Here is a 25,114-nt window from a genome sequence, read left to right as displayed (position 1 = left end):
GTTCGAGGGAAGGCATCACGCCCGCTGATGGATTACGTCGGAAAAGTCGGGCGGAATTAGGGCCGGCGGAGGCATATCACCCCGCTCCATCCCCCCCTGCCCCGGTGCGGCCTGTCCCCGTCCGGGTTCGGCTCGCCCTGGCTCAACAGGGACTTCGGGTAACAGGGGCACGAACCGTACCGGCCACAGCTGCTCACGCTCCACCCCCGTCTCCGTCTTACGCAGGCGCACGACATGCAGGCTGCGGCGGTCGGCGCCCAAGGGTATGACCATGATGCCCCCCACCGCAAGCTGGTCCATCAGGTCGGGCGGCGGATCCATGCCGCCTCCCGCCGTCACCAGGATGCGCTCGAAGGGCGCCGCCTGGGGCCAGCCGCGCATACCGTCGCCATGGCGTGCGGTGATGTTATGCAGGCGCAGGGCCTGGAAACGCCCCTCCGCCTCCGCCAGCAAGGGTCGGTGGCGCTCGATGGTGTAGACCCGGCGGGCGATCTTGGCCAGCACTGCCGCCTGATAGCCAGACCCGGTGCCGATCTCCAGCACCTTGAGCCGGTCGCTCAGCTGCAGGGCCTGGGTCATCAGCCCCACCACCATGGGCTGGCTGATGGTCTGCCCATGGCCGATGGGCAGCGCCGTGTCCTCATAAGCCTGGTCGTGGAAGGTGGGGGGCACGAACACCTCCCGCGGGATCAGCTCCATGGCGCGCAAAACGTCCGTGCTGTTCACGCCATTGCGGCGCAACAGCATCAACAGACGGATCTTGCGCGCAGCACTGCTCACCCGAATACCCCCTCCAGCCGCTTCAAGGTCTCGTAGTGCGTCAAGTCCAGGTGGATGGGCGTGACGGAAATGCCGCCCAGCGCCTCCACCACGTGGACATCGGTGTCTTCCGGCACCTCGTTCAATCCCCGCGCGGCGCCAATCCAGATATAGGGACGGCCTCGGGGGTCCATGCGCTCGAACAAATCGTCGCCGGCCTTGCGGTTGGCATGGCGCACCACGTGGATGCCGGCCACCTTGTCCGGATCCACCGCCGGGAAGTTCACATTCAGCAGGACATGGCGCGGCCACTCCACGGCCAGGCCCTTGCGCACCACCTCCGGCCCCCAGCGCTCGGCCGTGGCCCAGTCGGGATCGCGGCCGTCGCGCAGGCGCAAGCTGAAGGCGAAGGCCCGGACGCCCAGGAGGGTTGCCTCCATGGCGGCGGCGACGGTGCCCGAGTAGGTCACGTCCTCGCCCAGATTCTGGCCGTGGTTCACGCCAGACAGCACCACGTCCGGTCGCTGGTCGGCCATCAACTGGTTCACGGCCAGCAGCACACAGTCGGTGGGCGTGCCGTCGACGGTATAGCGCCGGTCGGCCACCCGCTTCATGCGCAACGGGCGGTGGATGGTGAGTGAATGGCTGGCGGCGGACTGCTCCGCCTCCGGCGCCACCACCCAGACATCGTCGGTCAGCTGGCGCGCGATGCGCTCCAGCGCCGCCAGGCCGGGGGCGTGGATGCCATCGTCATTGCTGATCAGGATGCGCAGGGGGCGGTCTTCCCCCGGGGCCCGCATCGGCGTGCCCTCAGCCACGGACGATGCGCTCCAGCCCGTTCATGTAGGGGACCAGAACCTCGGGCACGCGGATGGAGCCGTCGGCCTCCTGATAATTCTCCATCACGGCCAGCAAAGCGCGGCCCACTGCCACGCCCGAACCGTTCAGGGTGTGGACGAACTGTGTGTTCTTGTCGCCCTTGTTGCGCCAGCGGGCCTTCATGCGGCGGGCCTGGAAGTCCCCGCAGTTGGAGCAGCTGCTGATCTCGCGATACATGTTCTGGCCCGGCAGCCAAACTTCGATGTCGTAGGTCTTGGCGGCGCTGAAACCCATGTCGCCGGTGCACAGGGTGACGGTGCGGAAGGGCAGACCCAGGCGCTTCAGCACCGTTTCCGCCGCCTCGGTCATGCGCTCATGCTCGGCGGCCGACTGATCGGGCGTGGTCACGCTGACCATCTCCACCTTGTAGAACTGGTGTTGGCGAATCATGCCGCGGGTGTCGCGGCCGGCGGCACCCGCCTCGGCACGGAAGCAGGGTGTGCGGGCCGTCATGCGCAGGGGCAGTTCTTCCGCGTCCAGGATGCTGTCGGCCACCAGGTTGGTCAGCGGCACCTCCGCCGTGGGGATCAGCCAGTGGCCGGTGTTGGTCTGGAACAGATCCTCGGCGAACTTGGGCAACTGGCCAGTGCCGTACGCGGCCTCGTCCCGCACCATCAGGGGCGGCGACACCTCTGTATAGCCGAACTCCCGGGTGTGGGTGTCCAACATGAAGTCGCCCAGCGCGCGCTCCAGCCGGGCCAGCGGCCCCTTCAGCACGGTGAAACGGGCGCCCGACAGCTTGGCGGCGGCGCTGAAATCCATGAAGCCCAGGGCCTCGCCCAGGTCGAAATGCTCCTTGGCGTTTTCGATCACGGATGGCGTGCCGACGCGGTGGCGCTCCACATTGTCGTGCTCGTCCTTGCCCTGCGGCACGTCGGTGGCCGGCAGGTTGGGGATGGTCGACAGCAGGCGGTCCAGCTCTTCCGACAGCGCCTTCTCGGTGGCCTCGGCCTCCGCCATGCCTTCCTTGAGGCTGGCGACCTCGTCCATCAGCGGCTGTGCGTCCTTGCCGTCCTTCTTGTAGGCGCCGATCAGCTTCGACGCCTCGTTCCGGCGGGCCTGCATGTCCTGCAGCGCCGTCTGGGCCGCGCGGCGGCGGGCGTCCAGGTCCAGCACGACGGCGGACTGGGGCGGCAACCCGCGGCGGGCCAAGCCGCCGTCAAAGGCTTCGGGATTGTCGCGGAGAACGCGGAGGTCATGCATGGCAGGCTTCTTGGAAGACGGTTAGACATTGGTCACCGACTTATAAGCGGGAAGCCCCACCGGGGTCCAGCCCGCCCCGCCATTTTGGCCCCACCCCTGGAGCAAGGCCCGGCATCAGCCGGGCGTGCCCTCGCCGTTCGCGGCCTTCTCTTCGGCTTCCGCCTTCGCCAACTCCCGCGCCCGGCTGCGCTCGATACGGCGGGGGGCGAACACCGACACCTCGTACAGGACGATCATGGGTGCCGCCAGGGTGGTCTGGCTGATGGGGTCGGGCGGCGTCAGGATGGCGGCCAGCACGAAGATCAGCACAATGGCATAGCGGCGCTTAGACGCCAGCTGATCAGCGGTCAGAATGCCGACCCGCACCAGCAGGCTGAGCAGAACCGGCATCTGGAAAGCGATGCCGAAGGCGAAGATCAGCGACATGGCGAAGGACAGGTATTGTTCCACCCGCGTCTCGGCCACGATGGGAACAACCCCTGCCCCGCCCTTCTGCTCAAAGCTGAGGAAGAAGCTGAGCGCCGTGGGCATCACGAAGAAATAAACCATGCAGGTGCCGAGCAAAAACAGCACCGGCGTCGCCAATAGGAAGGGCAGGAAAGCCTTGCGCTCATGCTTGTACAGGCCGGGCGCCACGAACTTCCAGATCTGCTGGGCGATGATGGGGAAGGCGATCAGCGCTGCCGCCCACAAGGACACCTTCACATAGGTGAAGAAGGCCTCGGTGGGCGCGGTGAAGATCAACTTATGCTCCGGCGCATGTTCACCCCAGGCCTTGACCATGGGGACCAGCAGCCAGCCGTAGATGCGGGCGGCGAACTGGTAGCAGACCAGGAACGCGACCAGCAGGGCGGACAAGGAAATGATCAGGCGGTTGCGCAGCTCGATCAGGTGATCCAGCAGCGGCATGCGCGAAGCGTCGATTTCGTCTTGGGTGGGATCGGCCATGGGGGCGCTGGCCCTATCAGGATTTGGTCAGGGCCGGCGCATCGGCGCCAGCGTGTTCGGCGTGCGGCGCCGGGGCCGCCGATGCCACTGGGGCCACCGGCACAGGCTCGGCCGCCGCCTCCGGCGTCGATTCAGGCAGAATCAGGGGCATGGCGGGGGAGCCGATGGCCGGCAGCTCGGCTTCCGCCGTCTCGACCTTGGGCTGGGTTTCGATGGTTCCCTCAGGGCTCCCCTCTGAGGCTCCCTCGGGTGCGGCGGTCGGCGCGGGCGTGACTTCGGTCGCCGTCAGCGACGCGGTAGGGTTGATCTCCAGGGCCTGGCGCACGCTGTCGGTGGGGTCCACCATCTTGGTGACCTCGGCCGTCAGGTCGAATTGTGCCACCTTCTGGGCCTGCTTGCGCAGATCCTCAAGCTCGGCCTGGCGCACCATGTCATCCAGGTGGGACTGGAAATCACGGGCCAGCAGGCGCGCCTTGCGCATCCACTTCCCGGCGGTATAGAGCGCCACCGGCAGGTCCTTGGGTCCGATGACGACCAGCGCCACCACACCGATGAGCGCGAGTTCGGACCATGCGATGTCGAACATGGGCGGCGTGCCTTATTCCCGACAATTCCCCGACGTCGGCCCACAACGGCTGCGGGCGCGGTTGCACCCCGGCCGTTCCGGCGCGACGGATCCGTCCAGCGGGGCCCGGCGTCCGCCTGACCCCGAACCGGTTCAGCCCTTGGAAACGGTGTCCTTGGGCGCGGAGGTCGTCGAGGCGTCCGTGTGGCCATCGATCGAGCGGGGCGCCGAGGCGCCGCCTTCTTCCTGTTCGTTCAGGCCGGCCTTGAAGTTCTTAATGCCCTTGCCGAAGTCACCCATCATACGGGGCAGGCGGTTGCCGAACAGCAGCAGGGCGATGAAAAGAACGATCAGCCAGTGCCAGATGCTAAAAGAGCCCATGGGTGGGTCCCGTGTCCTGAATAAGGTGTAGGTCGATAACGACGCCCGTGAAGGCGCGGCACTATGGCATGGCGGTGCCGCCCGCCGCAATGCTTGGCCTCCTAGAGGTGGGGACGACCGGCGCCCGATGTAAGCCCCCCGCCCGGCGCCGGTCATCCCGTCGCATCAGCGCCACGCCCAGCGGTCACCGGACTGGGTCACATAGCGGTCAATGACATAGCGCCAGGGGATGATGAACCAGTAGATGGCACCGATACCCACCGCGAAGATGTTTTCCGCCATGCCGTCGTCGATGTGACCGGACATCCAGGCCGGCAGCGCCACCCGCGCCAGCCAGATCATCTTCCACGTCAATTCGAACATCAGCAGGGGCAGCATCTGCAGTGGATAGCGCACACCCAGCAGGCACAGCAACGTCAACGCCCCCAACATGCAACGGACCACGCCCTGGTTGAAGCTCCAGTCCGCCGCCGGGTCCAGGATCTCGGGCCAGGTCAGCCCGCCCATGGCCAGCGCGATCAACAGATAGCCCGCCCGCAACAGATAAAGCCGAAACACCGATATCGTCATTTCCCTGTCCCCTGTTTTGATTTTGATGGGCACGCCCGGCGACCGGGCCCTATTCCACTTCGCGTAGGATGCGTTCCACCGCAGCAAGGCTGGCGGCCAGCTTGGCCATGTCGCCCGTCAGCGCCGCCAGGGCGGCCCGGGTCTCCGCCTGGGCCGCGATCGCCCGCTCGGCCAGGGCGCGATAGCCGGCCTCGGTCTCCAGCTTGGCGCGAGCCGCCACGGCGGCGGAGAAGTACTTGAAGCCGAAGATCAGCACGAAGGTGCCGAAGAACAGCAGCAAGGTAAGAAGATAGATACTGGGCGACATTCTTTTGTTCCTTCAGTTCAAGGTCTTATTCGGTCTTGGCACTGAGCGTCGCCGCCGCCTGGACCAGTAGGTCCGGCGTCAGATGCACTGCGAAATCCGCCACCGCGAAGAAGTTCAGCGCCTTGCCGTCCGGCGACAACTCCAACTGGCTGGTGACCAGCCCCGCCTCTTCCAGCTTCTGCAGGTGCAGGTGCAACAGCGGCCGGCTGATACCGACCTGCCGCGCCAGCTGGCTAACATAGCTGCGACCCTCGGCCTTCAGCGTGGCCAGGATCCGCAGCCGGTGCGGATTAGCCAACGCCGACAGCATCGTCAGCAGATCGTCTCCGGAAATGGACAAGCGCAAACCCCATCGGACATGTGTCAGTAAATTCTTACAGGTGTCAGCGAATTGCAAGCGCCTTTTCCGGCGCCCGCATCGACCCCACGTCCAGGGGAATCGCTTGAAGGGGGTTATGCGGACTGTGTGATGACGGCGTGAAGGTATTGGGTATCCCATGCGGCGGATTTTCTTCGGACTTTGAGGCTGTGCTTATCCTTTGCGCCGCGCAGGAGGTTCAAGGCCATGTGTCGGATGGTTGCCATGTTGTGGGGGCCGTTGCCGGATCTGAGACGGCTCAAGTCTTCATGGAAGACGACATCGAGGACCCAGTGGAGCCGGTTTTCGATATGCCAGTGGGCTCGGACGGCATGAGCGAAGAGGCGCGTGTCGAGTTTTTGAGATGACAGGTAGTATCGGCGTTCCCGGCTGGTTTTGCCGTCACGCTCGATCTCGGCTTCGACCATGGCGATGGCCTTGAGGCCGGGGAAGCGGGGCTCGCCGGGGAAGCGGCGGTCTGTGGTAAGCCAGTCAACTTCGTGGCTGACGACATGGCGGCGCACCTCGATGCGGCCGTGCTCGCCATCGGTCGTGTCGAACGTGTCGGCGGCAGGCAGATCGTCGAAGTGGCGGATGACCTCGCTGTGCAGGTTGGGCCAGTTCTCTTTGATGGCCAGCAGGTAATCGGCGCCTTTATCGAGAATCTTCTGGGCGATCTTGGTCTGGCAGCCCATCGCATCGATGGTGACGAGCGCCCCGGTCAACGCCAAGCGGTCGAGCAGCAACGGAATGGCCGTAATCTCATTCGACTTGGCCTCGCAAGCTTGCTGGCCCAGCACCAAGCGCTGCCGGCTGGCCCAGGCTGAAACGAGATGCAGCGGATTGCGATCCTTCGCCCGGTCATGCGTCCGCCGCGAGGTCTTACCGTCGATCGCGACGATGTCGGGCTCGGCCTCGCGCAGCCCCTCGACCCAGTCGCCGAAGCATCGCGCAAAAAGATCGCCGTCGAGCGCGTTGAGGATGTCGTTCAGCGTATCGTGGCTCGGAATCCCGCCCGCATAGGGCAAAAACCGCCGCAGGAAATCCCGGTTCATCGTGCCCCAGCGCCGAATCTCGACGAAATCCTCAGCCCCCGCGATCGTTGCGCAGAGCACCACAAGCAGAATCTCCGGCAGTGGATAAATGACCTTCCAGGATTGCCGCGGATCGCTGAGCGCCGCAAAATGGTCGAGAAGCGAACCGGCCATCGAGAACTCCAGATCAATGGAGCCTCCTACGAATCACAGATCGCCACCGCTCCGAAAGCCCCGTCTTGTCAAGACCCGCTTCAAGCGATTGCCGTGACCCCACGTCCCAGGGCTTGACGGACGGCGCCGGCTGGCGTCTCTGGCCCCACACGGTTTCAGTTTTGTTGAAGGCAAGATCTGGTCATGAGCGACACCCCCACCATCCCTCCCGTGCACGTCATTGGCGGCGGCATGGCCGGCAGCGAGGCCGCTTGGCAGCTGGTGCAGGCCGGCGTGCCCGTGGTGCTGCATGAGATGCGGCCCGTGCGGGGGACGGAGGCGCACCAGACCGAGCATTTCGCCGAGCTGGTCTGCTCCAACTCCTTCCGTTCCGACGATCATGAGTATAACGCGGTGGGCCTGCTGCATGAGGAGATGCGGCGCTGTGGCTCCCTCATCCTGGCCTGCGCCGATGAGCACAAGGTGCCGGCCGGCGGCGCGCTGGCCGTGGACCGCGACGCGTTCGCCCTGGCGGTCACCGCCAAGCTGACCGCCCACCCGCTGGTGACCGTGGTGCGGGACGAGGTGGCGGGCCTGCCGCCCGAGGAATGGGACAGCGTCATCGTCGCCACCGGCCCCTTGACCTCACCCGCCCTGGCGCAGGCCGTGCTGGACCTGACGGGGGAGGCGCAGCTGTCCTTCTTCGACGCCATCGCCCCCATCGTCCATTTCGACAGCATCGACCTCAGCAAGGCCTGGTTCCAGTCGCGCTACGACAAGGTCGGCCCCGGCGGCACGGGCAAGGACTACATCAACTGCGCCATGGACAAGGCTCAATACGAGGCCTTCATCCAGGCCCTGATCGAGGCCCCCAAGACTGAGTTCAAGGAATGGGAAAAGGACACGCCCTATTTCGAGGGCTGCCTGCCCATCGAGGTCATGGCGGAGCGGGGCCTGGACACCCTGCGCTATGGCCCGATGAAGCCAGTGGGCCTGACCAACCCGCATGACGAGCGCCGGCCCTATGCCGTTGTGCAGCTGCGCCAGGACAACGCCTTGGGCACGCTGTACAATTTGGTCGGCTTCCAGACCAAGATGAAGTACGCCGACCAGACGCGGGTCTTCCGCATGATCCCGGGCCTGGAGAACGCGGAGTTCGCGCGCCTGGGCGGCCTGCACCGCAACACCTTCCTGAACAGCCCCCGCCTTCTGGATCCGACCCTGAGGCTGAAGGCCGCCTCGCGCCTGCGTTTCGCCGGGCAGATCACCGGCTGCGAAGGCTATGTGGAAAGCGCCTCGGTGGGCCTGATGGCCGGCCGTTTCGCCGCCGCCGAACGCTTGGGGACCACACTGCCCACCCCGCCCGTCACCACCGCCTTGGGCGCCCTGCTGAGCCACATCACCGGCGGGGCGGAGGCCGAGACCTTCCAACCCATGAACGTGAACTTCGGCCTGTTCCCCTCGCCCGAGGAGCGCGACGCGCGCGGCCGCGAGCTGCGCGGCAAGGAGCGCAAGCTGGCCTACACGCGCCGGGCGCTCAACGACTTGGCTGGCTGGCTGGGGGCGGACTGACTGGGGTAAGAGACCCTGTCACCACCTGCCGCTAAATGCCGCCCAGGCCAGCCGAGCGGCCCGTAGGCCATCGGGGCGCAGCAGCTCCGGGGCCAACGGATCGTGGCTGGCCTTGGCCAGGCGGGCCAGCGACAGGCTGGCCAGGCGGGCCGGTAGCAGGGCGGGTACGGCGGCGCGCGGAAGCTGACCGCGCAGGCGCCGGGCGGCTGTCAGCTCGGCCTGTGCCGCATCCGCGATCTCCTCGGCCACGACGGCCAGGCCGGGCTGGGGCTTCAGCTCGAACAGAGCGGCCTCATCCGCGCCATGCTTCAGCATGAGATCGGCCGGCATGCGCGAGCGATGGGCGCGGGCCAGGAAAGGCACGGCGCGCAGGATACCAGCCAGGGCCCAGCCCCGACCGACATGGGCCGCCACCGTCGCGGCAGCCCCCTCCGGCGCGACGCCGAGGATCTGCAACGCCAGGCGCACCAGCGGAGCGGACGTCACCTCGGCATAGCTCACCAGGCAGGCGAGATCCGCTGGCGCCGCGTCGTCCATGTCGGCCTCGCGCGCGTCCACCAGCAATTCCAACTGCGCGCGATCCAGGCCGTGGCGCTGCGCCGCCTGGGCCAGGGGCTGCACCACCTCGTGCCGGCGGGGCTCGCCCTCATAGATGCCGGCGATGCTGTCGCGCCACCATTGCAGGCGGATCTGGCCCAACATGGGCTCGGTCACCACCTCCCGCGTCTTCGCCACCTCGTGGTTGAAGGCGTACAGCGCGGCCAAATCTTCCCGCCTGTCCGCCGGGGCGAACAGCAGGGTCAGGAAGCGGTCCGGATCCTGACGGCGGACGGTGTCCAGGCAATAGGACAGGGTGGGCTGGGCTGAGGGGGCCATGGCGCTGCGCATCCGGCGGGAAAGAGGCCGCCTTTATGAACCGCCCGCCCCGCCCCTGACCAGCGCCACCTTCACCACCCCGCCTCCCTCCCAAAGGACGATAACCGGCCGGCGTCGTGCCGGGGCCGGCGTCTTGACGATCTTCGCCAGAATGCTAAGATACGTTTATAGAAAATATTTTCGTTATACGAAAAAAACGGGGAGGACAACGATGCCGCCAGCGGCCGTGCACGGGGATCGCCTGACACCTGACCACCACCTGCGCCGCCGCAAGGCGCGCTCCGCCTTCACCCGGACGACCTCGCGGCTGGCACTGACGGCCGCTCTGCTTTCCGGCGGCAGCGCCCTAGGCCAGACCAACGCCGCGAGCGACAACAGCGCCGTTGGCCAGTTGGAGGACATCCTGGTCATCGCCCGCAAGCGCGCGGAAAAGCTGACGGACGTGCCGGCGGCGGTGACGGCCTTCACCGAGGCGCAGATCGAGGCGGCGGGCATCACCGCGCCCCGCGACTTCATCGCCATGACGCCCAACGTCACGCTGGTGGAAACCCAGAACGTGGGCACGGCCTTCGTCGTCGTGCGCGGCATCGGCCAGGCGCGCAACAGCGAGCCGTCGACCGCCGTGGTGGTGGACGGGGTGCAGCAGGTGAACCCGTCCCAGTTCAACCAGGACCTGTTCGACATTTCGGGGATCGAAGTGCTGAAGGGTCCGCAGGGCGGCCTTTACGGCCGCAACGCCATCGGCGGCGCCATCCTGATCACCACCAAGGAACCCACCGACACCTATGAGTTCAAGGTCAAGGCGGGGGTGGAGAACGGCCCCGGCTATACCGAGCAGGCCACGGCCAGCGGCGCCATCGTCCCTGGCAAGCTGAAGTTCATCGGTTCCATCAGCCACACCAGCAACGACGGCACCATCAAGAACACCTACCTGGATACCGAGGCCAACCCGGTCAAGCAGACCTCAGGCCGGCTGAAGCTGCTGTTCACGCCCACCGAGGATCTGACCGTGGACACGCGCTTTTCCATGTCGGAACTGGATACGCGCGGCTTCTACTACAACATCGTCAGCGACGTGAACGACACCAGCCTGCCGGTGCGGGTCAACAACGCCGGCATCGACAACCGCCGTCTGCTGGACGCTTCGGTCAAGGTCGACTGGAACCTGGGCTTCGCCACCGCCACCTCGGTCACGGCCTATGACGTGGTGCGCGAGATCGTCACCGGCGACGCCTTCGACTTCCTGCCCATCAACGAATCCTTCTTCAAGGGGCTGCTGGGCTTCGACATGAACCAGAGCCAGTTCCTGGACGTGAAGGCGGTCAGCGAGGACTTCCGCCTGACCTCGCCCAACGAGGGCTTCCTGCGCTGGATCGTTGGCGGCTATCTCATCCATACCGACCGCTACATCTCCACCGGCAACATGGTGGACACCGGCAACGGCGTCTTCCCCGTCTACCGCAGCCCCAGTACCAACCCGCTGAACCCGCAGGCCACCTTCCTGGCCGACAGCCAGGACAACATGGCCTGGGCGCTGTACGGCGACCTGACGGCGGAACTGACCGACCAGCTGGAGCTGGCGCTGTCGCTGCGCTACGACAGCGACAACCGGCGCAACACCACCCTGACCCCCACCGCCTTCCTGCCCAACATCCCGGGCTTCCCCCAGGGGGTCAGCGGCGAGGTGCGTGAGCGCACCTTCGACCGGGCCCAGCCCAAGATCGTGCTGCGCTACAAGCCGGACACGACCACCATCCTATATGCCGACTGGGGGCGCGGCTTCCGCAGCGGCGGCTTCAACCAGACGGGCGTGGGCGCCGTGGCCGCGGCCAACGGCATCCTGGGCGTATCCGACCTGTTCCAGGCGGAATGGGCGGACACCTACGAACTGGGCTTCAAGAAGACCCTGTTCGACCACCGGCTGGAGGTGGAGGGCGCCGGCTTCTACACCCGTTCCCACAATCCCTATTTCTTTGTCTTCCTGGCCGCCAACTCCACCCAGAACCTGGGCAACCTCGGCCTGGTGGAATACAAGGGCGCCGACGCCGGCCTGACCGCCCACCTGACGGACAGCCTGCAGGCCAGCATCGGGGCGGGCTACACCGACAGCAACATCACGGAAGCCACCGATCGCACGGTCATCGGCAACCAGGCGCCCGGCGTTTCCAAGTACACCATCAACGCCGCCCTCCAGCACACCTGGGACTTCGGCAAAAGTTCATCCCTGGTCTCCCGCCTGGAATACCAGCGCATCGGCGATACCTATTGGGATCCGCAGAACTCCACCGTGCGCGACCCGGTGGATTTGGTGGACGTGCGCACCACCTACACCCGTGATGACTGGTCCGTGGCCCTGTGGGCAAAGAACGTCTTCGACAAGCGCTACAACGCCGAATATTCGCCCGGCGGCTTCGTCTTCAAGGCCCTGCCCCGCCGCTTCGGGGCGGAGGCGACCTTCTGGTTTTAAACCCCACCTCCATCCCGGCCGTCGCCACCGCCGGCCGGGATATTGGGGCCGTCCCGGATCGACCTCCGAGGCGGCCGCTTTTTATTGCGCGGCCTGCTTGGCGGCCACGCCAGCCACGAAACGGCCCTGGGCGCGGGCGATAGTCAGTTCGTTGGCGCTGGGCTGGCGCTCGCCCTTGGGGCCGGCGATGGTGCTGGCGCCATAGGGTGTGCCGCCCGTGACCTCATCCATCACCGTCAGGCCCGGCTCGGAATAGGGTACGCCACAGATCACCATGCCGTGATGCAGCAACGTGGTGTGGATGGAGGTCAGGGTGGTTTCCTGGCCGCCATGCTGGCTGGCGGTGGAGGTGAAGGCGGCGCCCACCTTGCCGACCAGCGCCCCCTGGGCCCACAGCGGCCCCGTCTGATCCAGAAAATTGCGCATCTGTGCTGCCATGTTGCCGAAGCGGGTGGGCGCACCGATGATCACGGCGTCGTAGTGCCCCAGTTCCGCCGGATCGGCCAGGGGGGCCTTCTGGTCCAGCTTGGCATGCGCCTTGGCCGCCACGTCCGGCGGCATCAGCTCCGGCACGCGCTTGACCGTGACCTCGGTGCCGGCGACATCGCGGGCCCCGTCGGCGATGGCATAGGCCAGCGTCTCCACATGGCCGTAGGTGCTGTAATAGAGGACCAGGACCTTGGTCATGGCGGTGTTCTCCATGGTGTTGAGGATGGGATCAAGGCTGGGTCGGTCAGCGCGACAGCCAATCCACCAATAGGGTGGTGGTGGCCTCGGGCGTCTCCAGCGTCACCATATGGCCGCAGCGGGGGATGATGGCCAAGCGGCCCTCGGGAATGGCCTCGGCGACGGCGGCCTGCTGCGCGGGCGGGCTCCACGGGTCATCCTCCCCACCCAAGACCAGGGTGGGACAGGCCAAGGGGGGACACGTCAATGTGGGAAGCACATCACGTGCGTCCCGGCGATTCAGCGCCGCCCGGATCTGCCCCTCATGGATGGCGGGGGTGGCCCGGCACCACATCGCCGCCAACCGCCCCACCAGCTCCGCATTGCCGCGGCGATCGGGATGCAGCACCGGCGGCAGCCAGCGGCGGGCCAGCGCTGTCATGCCCTGTTCCCAGGCGAAGCGGATCAGTTCCTCCCGCTGCGCCGCCTCATTGGGCAGCACGGGATGTACGCCCGTGCTCAGCAGGGCCAACCGCTCGACCCGTTCCGGCGCCTTGCGCATGATCTCCAGCGCCACCCGGCCGCCCATGGAATGACCGGCCAGCGCGAACCGGGGCGGGGCGTGGGCCAACACCCCGTCGGCCATGGCGTCGAAGCTGTCCTGGCCCCAGAAGTCCGCCACCTGGATCATCCGGCGGGAAGATAGGGCCGCAATCTGCGGTTCCCAGACGGTGCGGTCGCACAGCAAACCGGGCAGCAGGACCAGGGTAGGCTGGGGGACAGGATCGGATGCCATGGATATCGCTCTCCCTGCGACCTAAAATTCGTTTATCGAATTCTTTTTCTAATATCGTATGGTAGCAGCACCCATCCGGCGGCGCAATTGCCGCGGCCCTTGCCGTCGCTTGACAAGGACAAGCGGCCAAGCCGACCCTCCCGCCGCCTGGTTGGCATGATTTGAAGCAGCGAAGGATGCGCGGCATGGATGAGGACGCGGGCACGGAGGGCGAAGGCCGCCGCGAAGAGATGGCCGGGCTGGCCAAAGGCCTCAGCGTGCTGCTGGCCTTCAACCACGACCATCCCAGCCTGTCGCTCAGCGAGATCGCCACCATCACCGGCCTGGCGCCGGCAACCGCGCGCCGCTGCCTTCTGACCCTGCAATCCCTGGGCTATGTCGGCTCGGTCAAGCGCCGCTTCTTCCTGCGGCCCAAGGTGCTGGACCTGGGGGCCGCCTATCTAGAGGCCCTGGATATAGAGCGCCTGGCGTCCGTGCCGCTGACGGAACTGGCCAACGCCACGTCGGACAGCGCGTCCATCAGCGTGCTGGACGGGGAGGACATCATCTATGTCGCCCGCGCCTCCGTCCGTACCCTGGTGCGGCTGGAGGCGCATGTCGGCAGCCGCTTCCCCGCATTCGCCACGGCGATGGGCCGCGTACTGCTGGCGGCCCTGCCCGACCCCATGCTGCGCGCCTTCCTGGACAAGGCGGCCATCGCGCCCATCACCGAGAAAACCGTGGTGGACCGGGACCAACTGTTCGACCTGATCACCCAGGTGCGCAAGGACGGCTACTGCGCGGTTGAGGATGAACTGGCCTACGGCGTCGTCTCCCTGGCCGTGCCGCTGAAAGACCAGGGTGGGCGCACCATCGCCACCCTGAATTCCGCCAGCCATTCCAAGCGCTATGCCAAGGACCAGCTGGTGGCCGAGCGCCTGGACCATCTGCGCGGTGTGGCCGACCAGATTTCCCGCGAACTGCGCCGCCTGCCCTCGGGTAACGGGCTGCTGCCCGTGGCCGACACGGTGGCCCTGGGCCGCTGACGCTGATGCGTCGGCGCTGATCACCCGGGCCAGGTGCCGGGGTTCTCGACCAGGGCTGCGCGGATGCCGGCGCTGTGCTGGCCCAACAGCGGGGCCGCCACCACCGCATCGTCGCGGGCGCCACCATAGGCGAAGGGCGAGCGTACCAGGCGGCTTGCCCCCTCGATCCGCTTGGCCACGGGCACCAGCATCTTCAGGTGCTCCACCTGTGGATCCGCGGCGGTGTCGGCGATGGAATTCACCGGGGCAAAGGGCAGGTCCGTATCGCTCAGCAGCGCCACCCACTCCGCCCGCGGCCGGGTCGCGAAGATGGCGTTCAACGCCGCCACCAACTGTGGATAATGGTCGATGCGGGCTAGGCGGGTGGCGAAGCGCGGATCTTGGGTCAGGGCCTGCCCGCCGATGCCGGCCACCAGCGCGTCCCAGAACTTCTCCAGCGACGACATATGCACGGCTACGTGCTTGCCGTCGCCACAGGTCAGGATCATGGCCTGGGCCAGGCGGGGCCGATCCATGCCCGTCGGCACCTCGCCCAGGGCGAAATACCCGGCGAACGGCTCGATGGCGAAGTGCATCATCGCCTCCAGCATGGAGATTTCCAGCAGGCGGCCCACGCCCGTCCGTCCCCGTTCCACCAGCGCGCCCAGGATGCCCAGGGCGGCATATAGGCCGGTGATGGCGTCGGCCAGGGCGGGGCCCAGCAGGCGCGGGTTGGCGGGGTCGATGGCGACACTGAGGAAGCCGCTCAGTGCCTGGGTCACGCTGTCATAGCTGGGCCGGCGGCTGTAGGGCCCGTCCGGGCCGAAGCCACTGATGGAGCAATAGACCAGCTTGGGATTCACCGCCGACAAGTCGTCCCAGCCGGCACCGATGCGGCCGGCGACGCCGGGGCGGAAGTTCTGGATATAGACGTCGGCGCTGCTGACCAGCCCGTGGAACAGCGTGCGGTCCTCCGCCTTCTTCAGATCCAGGCACAGGCTGCGCTTGGCATGGTTGTAGGCCTGAAAGTGGGCACTGTAGTGCCCGTCCTTGAAGGTGCGGTAGGGGTCGCCGCCCTCGGGCGATTCGATCTTGATGACGTCCGCCCCCAGGTCCGCCAGCAGCATGGCGGCACAGGGACCCGTGATGAACGTCCCCTGCTCCACCACCCGTATGCCTTTCAGCACCTCAACCATCAGCCTGCAACCTTTCGACTATCCGTTCTCATCCACTCAATTCTCATCGGCGACAAAACCGTCCGGCGCCGGCCCGTCATACCGGATGGCGCCGCTGGCCGCGTGCGACATGCGGAAGCCGATGGGGTGCCGCTGCTCCTCCAGCAAATGGGCCACCAGGCTGGCGGTGCGCGCCAGCAGGGGCACGCCCTTGACCGCCAGCAGCGGGAATCCCGCGTCCAGCAGCACGGCTGGAATGGCGGCCGACACGTTCATCTTCAGCGGCTTGCCCACCAGGTCGGGCAGCAGGTGTTCCGCCCGGCGCGCCACCTCCATGTGCGGGCCCGCCAGCGACGCCTCCTCCGCCAGGGTGAACAGGCGCAGAGCGCGGGGATCGCCGTCCTTGTGCAAGGGATGGCCATACCCCGGAATGGCCCGCTTCTCCGCGCGATAGGCCCGCACGGTGGCGGTGATGGCAGCGTCCAGGTCACCGTCGTTGCCCCTGGCCACGTCCAGCACCTGGCTCTGGAAGCGGCCCGCCGCCTCGGCACTGCCCAGAATAACGGAGCCGCAGCCCAGCAGGCCGGCAGCGACGGCGCCTTGCAGGGCCTCCGGCGCGGCCGCCAGGGTCATGCGCGCCGCCTGCACGCTGGGCACCAAGCCATGCTCGGCGATGGCGACCAGGGCGGCGTCCAGCACCCGCCGCTGCTCCGGGCTGGGCAGCGTGCCGCAGACCAGCAGCCACACATGGTCCGTGAAGCTGACCGTGCCGATCAGATCCTGAACGAGGTCATGGCCCCGGACGATGATGGTCTCGGCGTTGGAGCCGGAAATGGCCGTGGTCGGCGTCGTGTCAGGTCCGATCTTCATCAATGACTTTCCTTTGAAGGGCGGCGACGGCCGTCCCCCTGGCGTCGGCTGGGGTGAAGCCGGTTATTGCGGGCGGTAAAGGTTGTTGGAACGGTGGTCGCCGCCCAGCCAGCGGGCAAGGTCGGCATGCGCGTTGCGCTTGCGCTCCTCATCCGTGTCCTCGATGCCGGGCGCGTCCACCGTCAGCTCCACGATCAGGCCGTTGGGGTCGCGCACGTACAGCGACTGGCAATATCCATGGTCCAGGAAATAGCAGTCGTCCGACGGCTCGGGCACGCCGGCGTCGCGGAAGCGGCCGTGGACGGCGGCTTGCGTGGCGGCATCCACCTTGAGCGCGATGTGATGGAAGGGCGAGGGCGGCATGGCCGGACCGAACAGGGCCTGGTCCTCGGGGCTGGCGAACTGGAAGAAGGCCAGGGCTCCGCCATCGTTGAGCGCGAAGAAGCAGTGGCAATAAACCCGGTCGGCGCCGAATAGATGGTCGGTCTCGCAATATGTGGCCACCAGCGGCATGCCCACCAGATCCTCATAAAAGCGGCGCGTCGCCTCCATATCCGCCGTGACATAGGCGTTGTGGTGCAGCCGCAGCGGCAACCCGGCCCCCGCCGTTCCAGCCTGGACAGTCATGCCCACCCTCCCTCTTTTATTTTCGTATATCGAATATATCTTCGATGTTCGTATATTAGGCAAGCGGACCGGATCCGTCAAGGCGGCCCCGTGCCCCTGCCCCTTCCACCCACTTCGGCCTCTGCCAAACGCAAGCTTCATCCGGCGGCCAAGCTCTGGCACTCTGTGTCCCTATTCCATCCCGCGTCCTTCGCTGCCCGGACAGAAGACCGCCCATGGCCGACTTCCGTATCAAGACCGCCCATATCGGACGCACGCGCGCGGCCCCCCGCCGCCCGCCCGTCCAGGGGGGCTACGCCTCGGCCCTGCGGCGGGTGCCCAAGGCCATGCGGCGCCACGCGGCGGCCTTCGCTTCGTTCCTGAAGCTGGCGCACGACATCACGGGCGACGCCAACCTGGAGCCGGAGGCCAAGGTCGCCCAACTGGACGCGCTGGAACGGGCATTGGTCAGCGGCGGCGGCGTGTCCTCATGGCTCAGCCCCGCCTTGGAACTGAAGGCCAGCCTGGCCATCACCGGCGGGTCCTCCCTCCACGCCCGGCAATTGCTGCAGGCCTTCCGGCGCGATGCGGAGGGGTACCGGGCACGAACCTGGGGCGATGTGCTGATGGCCTGCCGGCTGGCGGCCAACCCGGTAGGGCACCATATCCTGGAGCTCTACGGCGAAAGCGCCGACGCGCTGGCCGCCACGGACGCGCTGTGCACGGCCATCCGCCTGCTGCGGGTTGTGCAGGAATGCCGGGACGATTGGGTGAGGCTGGGCCGCTGCTACTTCCCCTTGGATTGGTTCGACGCCGTGGGCGCCAGCCCGGAGCACCTGGTGGAGCACCGGGCGACCCCGGCCGTGCGCGTCGTGCTGGACCGCATGCTGGACCGCATCGACCGCCAGCTGGACCATGCCCGCGCCCTGCCGGGCGCTTTACGCGATCCCGGCCTGCGCATGGAAACGGCCGTTCTGCTGCATGCCGCGCGACTGATGGCCGGACGCCTGCGCCGCCGCGACCCCCTGGCCCAGGGCATCAGCCTGGGCCCGCTCGCCCGCGGCTGGGTGGTGGTGCGCGCCCGGCTGGCGCTGGCCCGCAGCATGGCGGGCATGGCGCCCGCCCCACCCTCCGGCCCGCCCATCGACCCGGGCGGGGAGAGTGATCAGGACACCCCCGGCCCGGAACGGCAGCCGCAACAATAAGGTTAATCTTTCCGCCCCCAAACCGGTTCTATTCGCTTCCCGGGATGGGAATGTTCGTGTTACCCCCTTGCTCCGGGTGCGCAAACCAGGGCGCGGGCGGCTGCCCTGATGTGATCGCGCCCACATGCCCGGGCGTCCCCGCCGGGGCATGATTTCGTTGAAGAATAACGGTCCCGGTGGACCGCCGGCCCCCGCATGACGGCCGCGTCGGCCCACTCCCGAATAACCCCGTAGAAGACGAGGAAAACCATGGCTTTCGAACTTGCCCCTCTGCCCTACGCCAAGGACGCCCTGCAGCCCTACATGTCGTCCGAGACGCTGGATTTCCACCACGGTAAGCACCACAACGCCTACGTGACCAAGCTGAACGAGCTGATCGCCGGTACCGCGTTCGAGGGCCAGAGCCTGGAGGACATCGTCAAGGCGACCGCCGGCAAGGCCGAGTCCCAGGCCATCTTCAACAACGCCGGCCAGCACTGGAACCACACCTTCTTCTGGAACAGCCTGACGCCGAAGGCCTCGGCCATCCCCGGTGAGCTGGAGAAGCGCATCATTTCCGACTTCGGCAGCGTCGAGGCCTTCAAGAAGGCCTTCGTTGACGCCGGCATCGGCCAGTTCGGCAGCGGCTGGGCCTGGCTGGTGGAAGACACCAAGGAAGGCAAGCTGAAGATCACGAAGTCGGCCAACGCCGACACGCCGCTGGCCCACGGCCTGAAGCCGCTGATCACCGCCGACGTGTGGGAACACGCCTACTACATCGACTACCGCAACCGTCGCCCCGATTTCCTGAAGGCCTTCGTCGACACGCTGGCCAACTGGGAATTCGCGGCCCAGAACCTGGGCTGACGAACCTCGGCCGATGACCCTGGGCTGAAAAGTCCAGGGCGGAAGCTCAAATACGAACCCCGGCCTTCTTGCGAGGGCCGGGGTTTTTGTTCGCCTGAATTCCGGGGGCGCTCAAGCCGGCAGCAAAGCCGCGGCGACGCGGCGGCCTTCCGCCAGCAACACATTATAGGTGCGGCAGGCGGCACCCGTGTCCATGGCGTCGATGCCGCCCAGGCCGCGTTCCTTGACGGCACGGCGCAGGGTGGAGGTGAACAGCTGCATGGTGGGCCCGGTGCCCAGCAGCACGATCTCCAGCGACGGCTGTTCGGCGATCAGGGCCGCGAAATCATCCGGCTGCAGACCGGCGAACCCATCGACGGTCCAGGGGATGGTGCGGTCGGGGAAGACGATGATGGGCGTCTCATAGACCACGTTGCTGACGCGGAAGCGGCCGGGGCCGTAGGCGTCGATGACTTGGCGGTCTGCCGGGATCAGGGGGGTGATGTCCATGGGCTTCCAGCCCTCCCACAATGAAAAAGGCCTGACACTCGCCCCTTGGGGGATGCGGGTGCCGGGCCTTTTACCTGGCGTGCAGCGGCATCGGTTTCAAACCCGACCCGCCTTGGCTCACTTGGAGTCGGTCTCGGTCTTGGCTGGTTCGGTCTTGGCCAGCACGGTGGTGATGGTGCTGCGCAGGACGCGGAACTTCACGCCTTCGCCGGCGTCGATGGTGACCTCGTCGTTGTCGCCAACCTTCACCACGGTGCCGATGATGCCACCGCCGGTGACGACCTTGTCGCCACGGCGCAGCGACTCCAGCATGTTCTTGTGTTCCTTCATCTTCTTCTGCTGCGGCCGCATCAGGAAGAAGTACATGACCAGGAACACCGCCACGAAGGGCAGGATCTGCATCAGCGAGCCGGCATCGACGGGGCCGGCGCCGCCGGTGGTCTGGGCCTGGGCGGTGGACACGAACATGGGACGATTGCTCCAGCGTGCGGGAATAACAAAAGCCAACGGGGCGGGCATGCCCACGTTTGGGCGCGACTATACCGACCGCCGGCCATGTTGCAACCCAATCTCAGACCCTCCATCGGTGCGGGTTGCCGCCCGGCGGCCATCCCCGTACCGTTCCCCGGTTGAATAGGCAGGCCGCCGCCCACCCCCGCCGCCGCTGGCGGGGAAGAAAGGGATGGGCGCGATAAGAAATGGACAGAAGGAAACAAGCCCTGTGATCGCCCCCATAAGCACCGATTCCGCCTTGCTGCCGCTCCTAACCCGCATCGCCGACGCGTTGGACCGGCTGGCACCGCCCCCGCCGGCCCCCATCGATTTCCAGGCCGCCGACGCCTTCGTCTGGCATGCGGAGGGGGATCGCCTGTCGCCTGTGCCCGAGGTTTCCAAGGTGGACATCGGCCTGCTGCAGGGGGTGCAGCGCCAGCGCGACATCCTGTTGGAAAACACCCGCCGCTTCGCCCAGGGCCTGCCCGCCAACAACGCCCTGCTGTGGGGCGCACGCGGCATGGGCAAAAGCTCGCTGGTGAAATCAGTGCATGCGGCGGTGAATGAGGCCGCCGGTGCCGCTCCTGGCCACGGCCCCCTGGCGCTCGTGGAAATCCACCGCGAGGACATTCCGTCCCTGCCCCGCCTGCTGGCCGCCGTGCGCGACAGCGGTCGCCGCTTCGTCCTGTTCTGCGACGACCTGTCCTTCACCAACGATGACGCCCATTACAAATCGTTGAAGGCGGTGCTGGAAGGCGGGGTGGAGGGTCGTCCGGCCAACGTGGTGTTCTACGCCACCTCCAACCGCCGCCACCTGATGCCCCGGGATATGATCGACAATGAGCGATCGACGGCCATCAACCCGTCTGAAGCGGTGGAGGAGAAGGTCAGCCTGTCGGATCGCTTTGGCCTGTGGCTGGGCTTCCACAATTGCGACCAGGATACCTATTTTGCCATGGTTGACGGCTATGCTGCGGCATTGGGCCTAACCCTGCCCTCTGAAGAGTTGCACGCCCGCGCCGTGGAATGGGCGGTAACGCGGGGCAACCGCTCCGGCCGCGTGGCCTGGCAGTTCATTCAAGACATCGCTGGGCAAGACACCACCGGGCAGCACCTGAAGCCTGGTGCCTGAGCCGTTGAACCGTGGTTAACGCGCCATTCAACTTTTCCCAGCGAAGCGTTTGAAACGGATTGGGAGTCGCCATAAAGGCGACTTCCGCTCCTGAGCATGTAACGGGTTACAGCTTCCGATTCTCTCGGGTTTTCGCCTTAATGGGGTGGGTAACTGGACCGCCCATTACTCTAGCCCCCCAAGTTTTCCCCCATTTCTGCAATTCCAAGGGGGAAACCACTTCTTTTCAATACAAACAAGATAAATTCGGTTATAGTCCGTCCAACAAAACCTGCAACAAGTGACAAACAACGCCAGGGCTGGACATGACACAACCGATATCCGATTCCAATGACGACCTGCAGATCATCGCCCTGACCGGAAAGATCGTCACGAGCTATGTTGCCGGTAACACGCTGGCCCCGGCCGCCCTGCCCGATCTGATCAAGCAGGTGCACGACACCCTGCGTCGACTGGTCACGCCCGAGGAAGTGGTCGCCACCCCGGCGGAACCCTTGACCCCGGCCGTTCCGATCCGCAAGTCGGTCACCCCCGACTACATCGTGTGCCTGGAAGATGGCCGCAAGCTGAAGATGCTGAAGCGCCACCTGCGCACCGCCTACGGCCTGTCGCCGGAGGAATACCGCGTGAAGTGGGGCCTGCCGTCCGATTATCCCATGGTCGCCCCCAACTATGCCGAGCAGCGTTCGGGCTTGGCCAAGGCCATCGGGCTGGGCCAGCGCTCCCGCACCGAGGACAAGCCCAGCGGCAAGCGCCGCCGCAGCAGCAGCGCCGCCGCCGAATAAGGCGCCGCGGCTTAGTGCCTCAGTCATGGAGAAGGCGGGCCCTGGCGCCCGCCTTTTTCATTTGGCCGCTTTCACACTCCAACCTTAACCGTGAAGCGGCTTTTCATGATCCCCAGCCGGGTGGCGGACCGCCCACGCCGGCAGGCAACGGGCCAGGCGGCACGCTTGGCCCCAGGGGTGGCCCCAGGGGCGGGCCCAGAGGCGACAGGGGGCGCAGCTGAAACCGCGCCCCCTCCGGCACGGCGATGCGGGACAGGTCATAGCCGGCCAGCCGCGCCCGGTCCAGCCGGTCCACCGTCATGACGTTCCATACGCCGTGGGGCCGTCCCTCCAACGCGCGCACGGCCAAATCCACCGCAATGCGCGCCTGCACGATGGGGGAGTCGGATACCGCCAGCTCGATGGTGCCGTCGCGGACCAAATCGGTGATGCCGTCGGTGGCGTAGGTCGCCACCAGGTGGGTGCCGCCGTCGTGACGGGAGCGCAGGTAGTTCGCCGCCGCCTGGATGGCCACGGCGTTGCCGAAGACCACGTCGACATCCGGCACCCGGTCAAACAGGGCGCGCACCAAATCCATCTGCGTCGACATCCCGGTGGCGCCATAGCCGCCGTGGATGACCTCCACGCCCGCGCGGCGCAAGGCATCCAGCGCGGACGCCTCCATGGCGTCCGCCCATTCGGCTCCTTTAGGCCCCGGCAGCCATCCCACCTTCAGCGGCCGGCCGGCCGCCTTTTCCCAGTCCGCGCGGTGTTCCAAGATATAGTTGGCGCCAAAGCGGGCGTTCTCGCGAAAATTCCCCAGGATGTGCGCGGTGACGTAAGGGGATGCCATGCCGTTGATAAGGTCGATCAATGGCCGGCCACCGTCGGCGATGGCGGCGACTTGCGCGTCCAACCCATCGCTGGTGATGGCGGCCACGATGTAGGCGTCGGGCTTCAGCGTGCGGCAGGTGTCCAATTGCGCCTTCTGCACATCCAGCTTGTCATAGCCACCGGCCTGGTAGACGCCTATGACCACACCCTGCCGCTCAGCCTCGCGCACCAGCCCCCAGGATACGCCCCACCAGAACTTGTCCTGCGTGCCCGGCAGCAGGGCACAAATCCGCCAGGGATGCGCCGCCCGCGCCAGGGGAACATAGGGTCCCACCCGCCCGTCGCGCGACACCGACACCGGCGACCAGTTGTCCCGCGACAGGTTGTCCCGCGACACGTTGGCGGGCGACAGATGGGCCGGCGGTGGCGCCTTCTGGCCGGCCTCCGCTCCCGGCGGCACGCCCGCCCGCGCCATTCCTAATCCGAAAACTACGCCGACCGTGGCGAGAAGGCCCCCCAGCCCCCGCCGCCGACGCCGGCCCCGCCCCGAAGCCATGCCCGCCCCCGCCTTGCCTACACCCAATGCTGACACCCCCGGCGCGGCGATGGAAGGCTGACGACGCCGGTGGGCCCGCCATTCTTCGGTCATCGCGGGCATTGCAGGGTCCGGCCGGCATGGGTCGTACCAGGGGCAAGACGGGATGTTTCCCCTGGCGCCAAACGCGGCGCTGAAGCACAGGCGTGGAAACACCGGGACGCCGATCCCGAAATCGGCCTGTTCGAGGACCATCCGCATGACCCTGCAAGCGGCCATCGCCACCAACCGATTCGGCCTGGGCGCCCGCCCCGGCGACATCACGGCGGCCCAATCCGATCCCCGCGGCTGGTTGGAAGCGCAGCTGGCGCGGGACCCCGGCTTGCCGCCGGATCTGCATGGGGTGGAGGACAGCGCCACCCGCCTGGCCGCGACCTACGCCGCCCGCAAGGAAAAGGACGAGGAGGCGCGCAAACCCCTCCGCGAGGCGCTGCGCGCCGCCTATCGCGACGACGCCGCACGGCGCACCCGGGCCGCGATCGCCACCGACGCGCCCCTGCGCGAACGGCTGGTGCATTTCTGGTCCAACCACTTCACCGTCTCGACCAGCCGGCCCATCGTCGCTGCCGCTGTGGTTCCCTACGAGAACGAGGCCATCCGCCCGCACGTCACCGGCCGGTTCGCCGACATGCTGCTGGCCGTGACCCGCCACCCGGTCATGCTGGCCTATCTGGACAATGCCGTGTCCGCGGGGCCGGATAGCGTGGCGGGCATCCGGCGGCAGCGCGGCCTGAACGAGAATCTGGGCCGCGAATTGCTGGAGTTGCATACCCTGGGCGTTGACGGGGGCTACAGCCAGACCGACGTGCGCGAGCTGGCCCGCGTGCTGACGGGCTGGAGCGTCGCGGCGGAGCGGGATCGAGATACCGGCACCTTCCTGTTCCGCGCCAACCTGCATGAGCCGGGCGACAAGATCCTGTTGGGCCAGCGCTACAGCGAGGATGGCATGGGCGAAGGCCTGCTGGCCCTGCAGCGCCTGGCCCGCCATCCGGCCACGGCCCGCCATGTCGCCACCAAGCTGGCCCGGCACTTCATTGCCGACGATCCGCCGCCAGCCGTGGTGGCGGCGCTGGAGAAAAGCTACCACGACAGCGACGGCCATCTGGGAGAGGTCACCCGCACCCTGTTGCACCAGGATGCCGCCTGGGCACCCGAGGCCCGCAAGGTGAAAACGCCGACGGAACTGGTGGTCTCCACCGGCCGCGCCTTGGGGACGGACATCCACCCGGCGGTGGACGACGGCGACACCGACATGAAGGCGGCGCGCGCCGAGCCCGCCCTGCGCTCCCTGGCCTTGCTGGGTCAGATGCCCTTCGCCGCCCCCTCGCCCGCCGGCTGGCCGGACCAGGCCGCCGACTGGGTGGGGCCTGAAGCCATGGTGCAGCGGGTCGACTGGGCCTTGACCGTGGGGGAAAAGCTGGGCGACCGCATCGACCCCCGCCGGATCGCGGAGCAGGCACTGGGCCCGTTCGCGGGTGACGCCACCCGCCAGGCCGTGGCCCGCGCCCCCAGCGCCGCCGAGGGCCTGGCCCTGCTGATCTCCGCCCCCGAATTCCAGCGGCGCTGAA

Annotated in this window: 27 protein-coding genes; 8 read left to right on the top strand and 19 right to left on the bottom strand. The window is 67.0% G+C overall.

Annotated features, from left to right (window positions below):
* Positions 1 to 15 precede the first annotated feature (15 nt).
* The 10 genes from Y958_RS17600 to Y958_RS17555 form a co-directional block, all read right to left on the bottom strand.
* Positions 16 to 780: a protein-L-isoaspartate(D-aspartate) O-methyltransferase gene (locus Y958_RS17600; RefSeq protein ID WP_088873277.1), complete on the bottom strand. Its 765-nt coding sequence runs from the start codon at positions 778 to 780 to the stop codon at positions 16 to 18.
* The gene (gene surE / locus Y958_RS17595; protein WP_088873276.1) at positions 777 to 1,559 is read right to left on the bottom strand and encodes a 5'/3'-nucleotidase SurE; all 783 of its coding nucleotides are present in this window, start codon (positions 1,557 to 1,559) and stop codon (positions 777 to 779) included. The genes Y958_RS17600 and surE overlap by 4 nt, the downstream gene beginning before the upstream one ends.
* Before the next feature lie 10 nt (positions 1,560 to 1,569).
* Positions 1,570 to 2,841 carry a serine--tRNA ligase gene (gene serS, locus Y958_RS17590; RefSeq protein WP_088873275.1) on the bottom strand — a complete coding sequence of 424 codons (1,272 nt, stop codon included), beginning with the start codon at positions 2,839 to 2,841 and terminating at the stop codon, positions 1,570 to 1,572.
* Positions 2,842 to 2,955: 114 nt separating this feature from the next.
* The gene (gene tatC, locus Y958_RS17585; RefSeq protein ID WP_088873274.1) at positions 2,956 to 3,789 is read right to left on the bottom strand and encodes a twin-arginine translocase subunit TatC; all 834 of its coding nucleotides are present in this window, start codon (positions 3,787 to 3,789) and stop codon (positions 2,956 to 2,958) included.
* Between the two features lie 16 nt (positions 3,790 to 3,805).
* Positions 3,806 to 4,375, bottom strand: coding sequence for a Sec-independent protein translocase protein TatB (gene tatB / locus Y958_RS17580; protein WP_088873273.1), 570 nt, complete (start codon positions 4,373 to 4,375; stop codon positions 3,806 to 3,808).
* Positions 4,376 to 4,507: 132 nt separating this feature from the next.
* Entirely contained in the window at positions 4,508 to 4,735 is a 228-nt protein-coding gene (locus Y958_RS17575) for a Sec-independent protein translocase subunit TatA (RefSeq protein WP_088873272.1), read from the bottom strand.
* A 165-nt stretch (positions 4,736 to 4,900) separates the two neighbouring features.
* Positions 4,901 to 5,305 (bottom strand): hypothetical protein, encoded by a 405-nt coding sequence (locus Y958_RS17570; RefSeq protein WP_088873271.1) that lies wholly within the window; start codon positions 5,303 to 5,305, stop codon positions 4,901 to 4,903.
* 49 nt (positions 5,306 to 5,354) lie between these two features.
* A complete protein-coding gene (locus Y958_RS17565) occupies positions 5,355 to 5,612 on the bottom strand; it encodes a hypothetical protein (RefSeq protein WP_088873270.1) in 258 nt (85 codons plus the stop codon).
* Positions 5,613 to 5,637: 25 nt separating this feature from the next.
* Positions 5,638 to 5,952: an ArsR/SmtB family transcription factor gene (locus tag Y958_RS17560; RefSeq protein ID WP_211098677.1), complete on the bottom strand. Its 315-nt coding sequence runs from the start codon at positions 5,950 to 5,952 to the stop codon at positions 5,638 to 5,640.
* A gap of 113 nt (positions 5,953 to 6,065) precedes the next feature.
* Positions 6,066 to 7,178, bottom strand: coding sequence for an ISAs1 family transposase (locus Y958_RS17555; RefSeq protein ID WP_088870575.1), 1,113 nt, complete (start codon positions 7,176 to 7,178; stop codon positions 6,066 to 6,068).
* 183 nt (positions 7,179 to 7,361) lie between these two features.
* On the opposite strand from Y958_RS17555, the gene trmFO reads away from it, so the two are divergent.
* On the top strand, positions 7,362 to 8,729 hold the full coding sequence (gene trmFO, locus Y958_RS17550) for a methylenetetrahydrofolate--tRNA-(uracil(54)-C(5))-methyltransferase (FADH(2)-oxidizing) TrmFO (RefSeq protein ID WP_088873269.1): 1,368 nt from the start codon (positions 7,362 to 7,364) through the stop codon (positions 8,727 to 8,729).
* 18 nt (positions 8,730 to 8,747) lie between these two features.
* On the opposite strand, the gene Y958_RS17545 is transcribed toward trmFO, so the two are convergent.
* Positions 8,748 to 9,605: a phytoene/squalene synthase family protein gene (locus Y958_RS17545; RefSeq protein WP_088874060.1), complete on the bottom strand. Its 858-nt coding sequence runs from the start codon at positions 9,603 to 9,605 to the stop codon at positions 8,748 to 8,750.
* A gap of 211 nt (positions 9,606 to 9,816) precedes the next feature.
* Here Y958_RS17545 and Y958_RS17540 point away from each other — a divergent pair, with 211 nt between their 5' ends.
* Entirely contained in the window at positions 9,817 to 12,072 is a 2,256-nt protein-coding gene (locus Y958_RS17540) for a TonB-dependent receptor (RefSeq protein WP_244909568.1), read from the top strand.
* A gap of 81 nt (positions 12,073 to 12,153) precedes the next feature.
* Here the strand turns inward: Y958_RS17540 and wrbA are convergent, their stop codons facing one another.
* A complete protein-coding gene (wrbA, locus tag Y958_RS17535; RefSeq protein ID WP_088873268.1) occupies positions 12,154 to 12,759 on the bottom strand; it encodes an NAD(P)H:quinone oxidoreductase in 606 nt (201 codons plus the stop codon).
* A gap of 46 nt (positions 12,760 to 12,805) precedes the next feature.
* Positions 12,806 to 13,534 carry an alpha/beta fold hydrolase gene (locus tag Y958_RS17530; RefSeq protein ID WP_088873267.1) on the bottom strand — a complete coding sequence of 243 codons (729 nt, stop codon included), beginning with the start codon at positions 13,532 to 13,534 and terminating at the stop codon, positions 12,806 to 12,808.
* A gap of 185 nt (positions 13,535 to 13,719) precedes the next feature.
* On the opposite strand from Y958_RS17530, the gene Y958_RS17525 reads away from it, so the two are divergent.
* Positions 13,720 to 14,559: an IclR family transcriptional regulator domain-containing protein gene (locus tag Y958_RS17525; protein WP_186291459.1), complete on the top strand. Its 840-nt coding sequence runs from the start codon at positions 13,720 to 13,722 to the stop codon at positions 14,557 to 14,559.
* Between the two features lie 20 nt (positions 14,560 to 14,579).
* On the opposite strand, the gene Y958_RS17520 is transcribed toward Y958_RS17525, so the two are convergent.
* The 3 genes from Y958_RS17520 to Y958_RS17510 form a co-directional block, all read right to left on the bottom strand.
* Entirely contained in the window at positions 14,580 to 15,734 is a 1,155-nt protein-coding gene (locus Y958_RS17520) for a CaiB/BaiF CoA transferase family protein (protein ID WP_088873265.1), read from the bottom strand.
* Positions 15,735 to 15,770: 36 nt separating this feature from the next.
* Positions 15,771 to 16,583: a citryl-CoA lyase gene (locus tag Y958_RS17515; RefSeq protein ID WP_088873264.1), complete on the bottom strand. Its 813-nt coding sequence runs from the start codon at positions 16,581 to 16,583 to the stop codon at positions 15,771 to 15,773.
* A gap of 63 nt (positions 16,584 to 16,646) precedes the next feature.
* Positions 16,647 to 17,210 (bottom strand): VOC family protein, encoded by a 564-nt coding sequence (locus Y958_RS17510; RefSeq protein ID WP_088873263.1) that lies wholly within the window; start codon positions 17,208 to 17,210, stop codon positions 16,647 to 16,649.
* A gap of 215 nt (positions 17,211 to 17,425) precedes the next feature.
* Here Y958_RS17510 and Y958_RS17505 point away from each other — a divergent pair, with 215 nt between their 5' ends.
* The gene (locus Y958_RS17505) at positions 17,426 to 18,394 is read left to right on the top strand and encodes a squalene/phytoene synthase family protein (protein ID WP_088873262.1); all 969 of its coding nucleotides are present in this window, start codon (positions 17,426 to 17,428) and stop codon (positions 18,392 to 18,394) included.
* A 249-nt stretch (positions 18,395 to 18,643) separates the two neighbouring features.
* On the top strand, positions 18,644 to 19,240 hold the full coding sequence (locus tag Y958_RS17500) for a superoxide dismutase (protein ID WP_088873261.1): 597 nt from the start codon (positions 18,644 to 18,646) through the stop codon (positions 19,238 to 19,240).
* A 111-nt stretch (positions 19,241 to 19,351) separates the two neighbouring features.
* Here the strand turns inward: Y958_RS17500 and Y958_RS17495 are convergent, their stop codons facing one another.
* Together Y958_RS17495 and yajC are read right to left on the bottom strand one after the other, a co-directional pair.
* Positions 19,352 to 19,729 carry an Mth938-like domain-containing protein gene (locus tag Y958_RS17495; protein ID WP_186291458.1) on the bottom strand — a complete coding sequence of 126 codons (378 nt, stop codon included), beginning with the start codon at positions 19,727 to 19,729 and terminating at the stop codon, positions 19,352 to 19,354.
* Positions 19,730 to 19,846: 117 nt separating this feature from the next.
* On the bottom strand, positions 19,847 to 20,197 hold the full coding sequence (gene yajC, locus Y958_RS17490) for a preprotein translocase subunit YajC (protein WP_040849264.1): 351 nt from the start codon (positions 20,195 to 20,197) through the stop codon (positions 19,847 to 19,849).
* Positions 20,198 to 20,450: 253 nt separating this feature from the next.
* Here yajC and Y958_RS17485 point away from each other — a divergent pair, with 253 nt between their 5' ends.
* Together Y958_RS17485 and Y958_RS17480 are read left to right on the top strand one after the other, a co-directional pair.
* On the top strand, positions 20,451 to 21,353 hold the full coding sequence (locus Y958_RS17485) for an ATP-binding protein (protein WP_425600686.1): 903 nt from the start codon (positions 20,451 to 20,453) through the stop codon (positions 21,351 to 21,353).
* 305 nt (positions 21,354 to 21,658) lie between these two features.
* Positions 21,659 to 22,138 carry a Ros/MucR family transcriptional regulator gene (locus Y958_RS17480; protein WP_040849265.1) on the top strand — a complete coding sequence of 160 codons (480 nt, stop codon included), beginning with the start codon at positions 21,659 to 21,661 and terminating at the stop codon, positions 22,136 to 22,138.
* Positions 22,139 to 22,241: 103 nt separating this feature from the next.
* Here Y958_RS17480 and torT read toward each other — a convergent pair whose 3' ends face one another.
* Positions 22,242 to 23,426, bottom strand: a complete 1,185-nt coding sequence (gene torT, locus Y958_RS17475) for a TMAO reductase system periplasmic protein TorT (protein WP_088873258.1) — start codon at positions 23,424 to 23,426, stop codon at positions 22,242 to 22,244.
* Between the two features lie 319 nt (positions 23,427 to 23,745).
* On the opposite strand from torT, the gene Y958_RS17470 reads away from it, so the two are divergent.
* Positions 23,746 to 25,113 (top strand): DUF1800 domain-containing protein, encoded by a 1,368-nt coding sequence (locus Y958_RS17470; RefSeq protein WP_088873257.1) that lies wholly within the window; start codon positions 23,746 to 23,748, stop codon positions 25,111 to 25,113.
* The last annotated feature ends 1 nt before the right edge of the window (position 25,114 follow it).

The sequence above is a fragment of the Nitrospirillum viridazoti CBAmc genome, assembly GCF_000730165.1.
In the GTDB taxonomy this organism is placed as follows: domain Bacteria; phylum Pseudomonadota; class Alphaproteobacteria; order Azospirillales; family Azospirillaceae; genus Nitrospirillum; species Nitrospirillum viridazoti.
This window is presented reverse-complemented; position numbering and strand designations above follow the sequence as displayed.

Coding starts and splice junctions, on each gene's coding strand:
- Y958_RS17470 (WP_088873257.1), top strand. CDS start 23,746: ATGACCCTGCAAGCGGCCATCGCCACCAACCGATTCGGCCTGGGCGCC.
- torT (WP_088873258.1), bottom strand. CDS start 23,426: ATGGCGCGGGCGGGCGTGCCGCCGGGAGCGGAGGCCGGCCAGAAGGCG.
- Y958_RS17515 (WP_088873264.1), bottom strand. CDS start 16,583: ATGAAGATCGGACCTGACACGACGCCGACCACGGCCATTTCCGGCTCC.
- wrbA (WP_088873268.1), bottom strand. CDS start 12,759: ATGACCAAGGTCCTGGTCCTCTATTACAGCACCTACGGCCATGTGGAG.
- Y958_RS17545 (WP_088874060.1), bottom strand. CDS start 9,605: ATGGCCCCCTCAGCCCAGCCCACCCTGTCCTATTGCCTGGACACCGTC.
- Y958_RS17480 (WP_040849265.1), top strand. CDS start 21,659: ATGACACAACCGATATCCGATTCCAATGACGACCTGCAGATCATCGCC.
- serS (WP_088873275.1), bottom strand. CDS start 2,841: ATGCATGACCTCCGCGTTCTCCGCGACAATCCCGAAGCCTTTGACGGC.
- Y958_RS17505 (WP_088873262.1), top strand. CDS start 17,426: ATGGCCGACTTCCGTATCAAGACCGCCCATATCGGACGCACGCGCGCG.
- Y958_RS17530 (WP_088873267.1), bottom strand. CDS start 13,534: ATGGCATCCGATCCTGTCCCCCAGCCTACCCTGGTCCTGCTGCCCGGT.
- tatB (WP_088873273.1), bottom strand. CDS start 4,375: ATGTTCGACATCGCATGGTCCGAACTCGCGCTCATCGGTGTGGTGGCG.
- Y958_RS17520 (WP_088873265.1), bottom strand. CDS start 15,734: ATGGTTGAGGTGCTGAAAGGCATACGGGTGGTGGAGCAGGGGACGTTC.
- Y958_RS17500 (WP_088873261.1), top strand. CDS start 18,644: ATGGCTTTCGAACTTGCCCCTCTGCCCTACGCCAAGGACGCCCTGCAG.
- Y958_RS17555 (WP_088870575.1), bottom strand. CDS start 7,178: ATGGCCGGTTCGCTTCTCGACCATTTTGCGGCGCTCAGCGATCCGCGG.
- Y958_RS17510 (WP_088873263.1), bottom strand. CDS start 17,210: ATGACTGTCCAGGCTGGAACGGCGGGGGCCGGGTTGCCGCTGCGGCTG.
- Y958_RS17570 (WP_088873271.1), bottom strand. CDS start 5,305: ATGACGATATCGGTGTTTCGGCTTTATCTGTTGCGGGCGGGCTATCTG.
- Y958_RS17565 (WP_088873270.1), bottom strand. CDS start 5,612: ATGTCGCCCAGTATCTATCTTCTTACCTTGCTGCTGTTCTTCGGCACC.
- Y958_RS17575 (WP_088873272.1), bottom strand. CDS start 4,735: ATGGGCTCTTTTAGCATCTGGCACTGGCTGATCGTTCTTTTCATCGCC.
- Y958_RS17495 (WP_186291458.1), bottom strand. CDS start 19,729: ATGGACATCACCCCCCTGATCCCGGCAGACCGCCAAGTCATCGACGCC.
- Y958_RS17525 (WP_186291459.1), top strand. CDS start 13,720: ATGGATGAGGACGCGGGCACGGAGGGCGAAGGCCGCCGCGAAGAGATG.
- surE (WP_088873276.1), bottom strand. CDS start 1,559: ATGCGGGCCCCGGGGGAAGACCGCCCCCTGCGCATCCTGATCAGCAAT.
- tatC (WP_088873274.1), bottom strand. CDS start 3,789: ATGGCCGATCCCACCCAAGACGAAATCGACGCTTCGCGCATGCCGCTG.
- yajC (WP_040849264.1), bottom strand. CDS start 20,197: ATGTTCGTGTCCACCGCCCAGGCCCAGACCACCGGCGGCGCCGGCCCC.
- trmFO (WP_088873269.1), top strand. CDS start 7,362: ATGAGCGACACCCCCACCATCCCTCCCGTGCACGTCATTGGCGGCGGC.
- Y958_RS17540 (WP_244909568.1), top strand. CDS start 9,817: ATGCCGCCAGCGGCCGTGCACGGGGATCGCCTGACACCTGACCACCAC.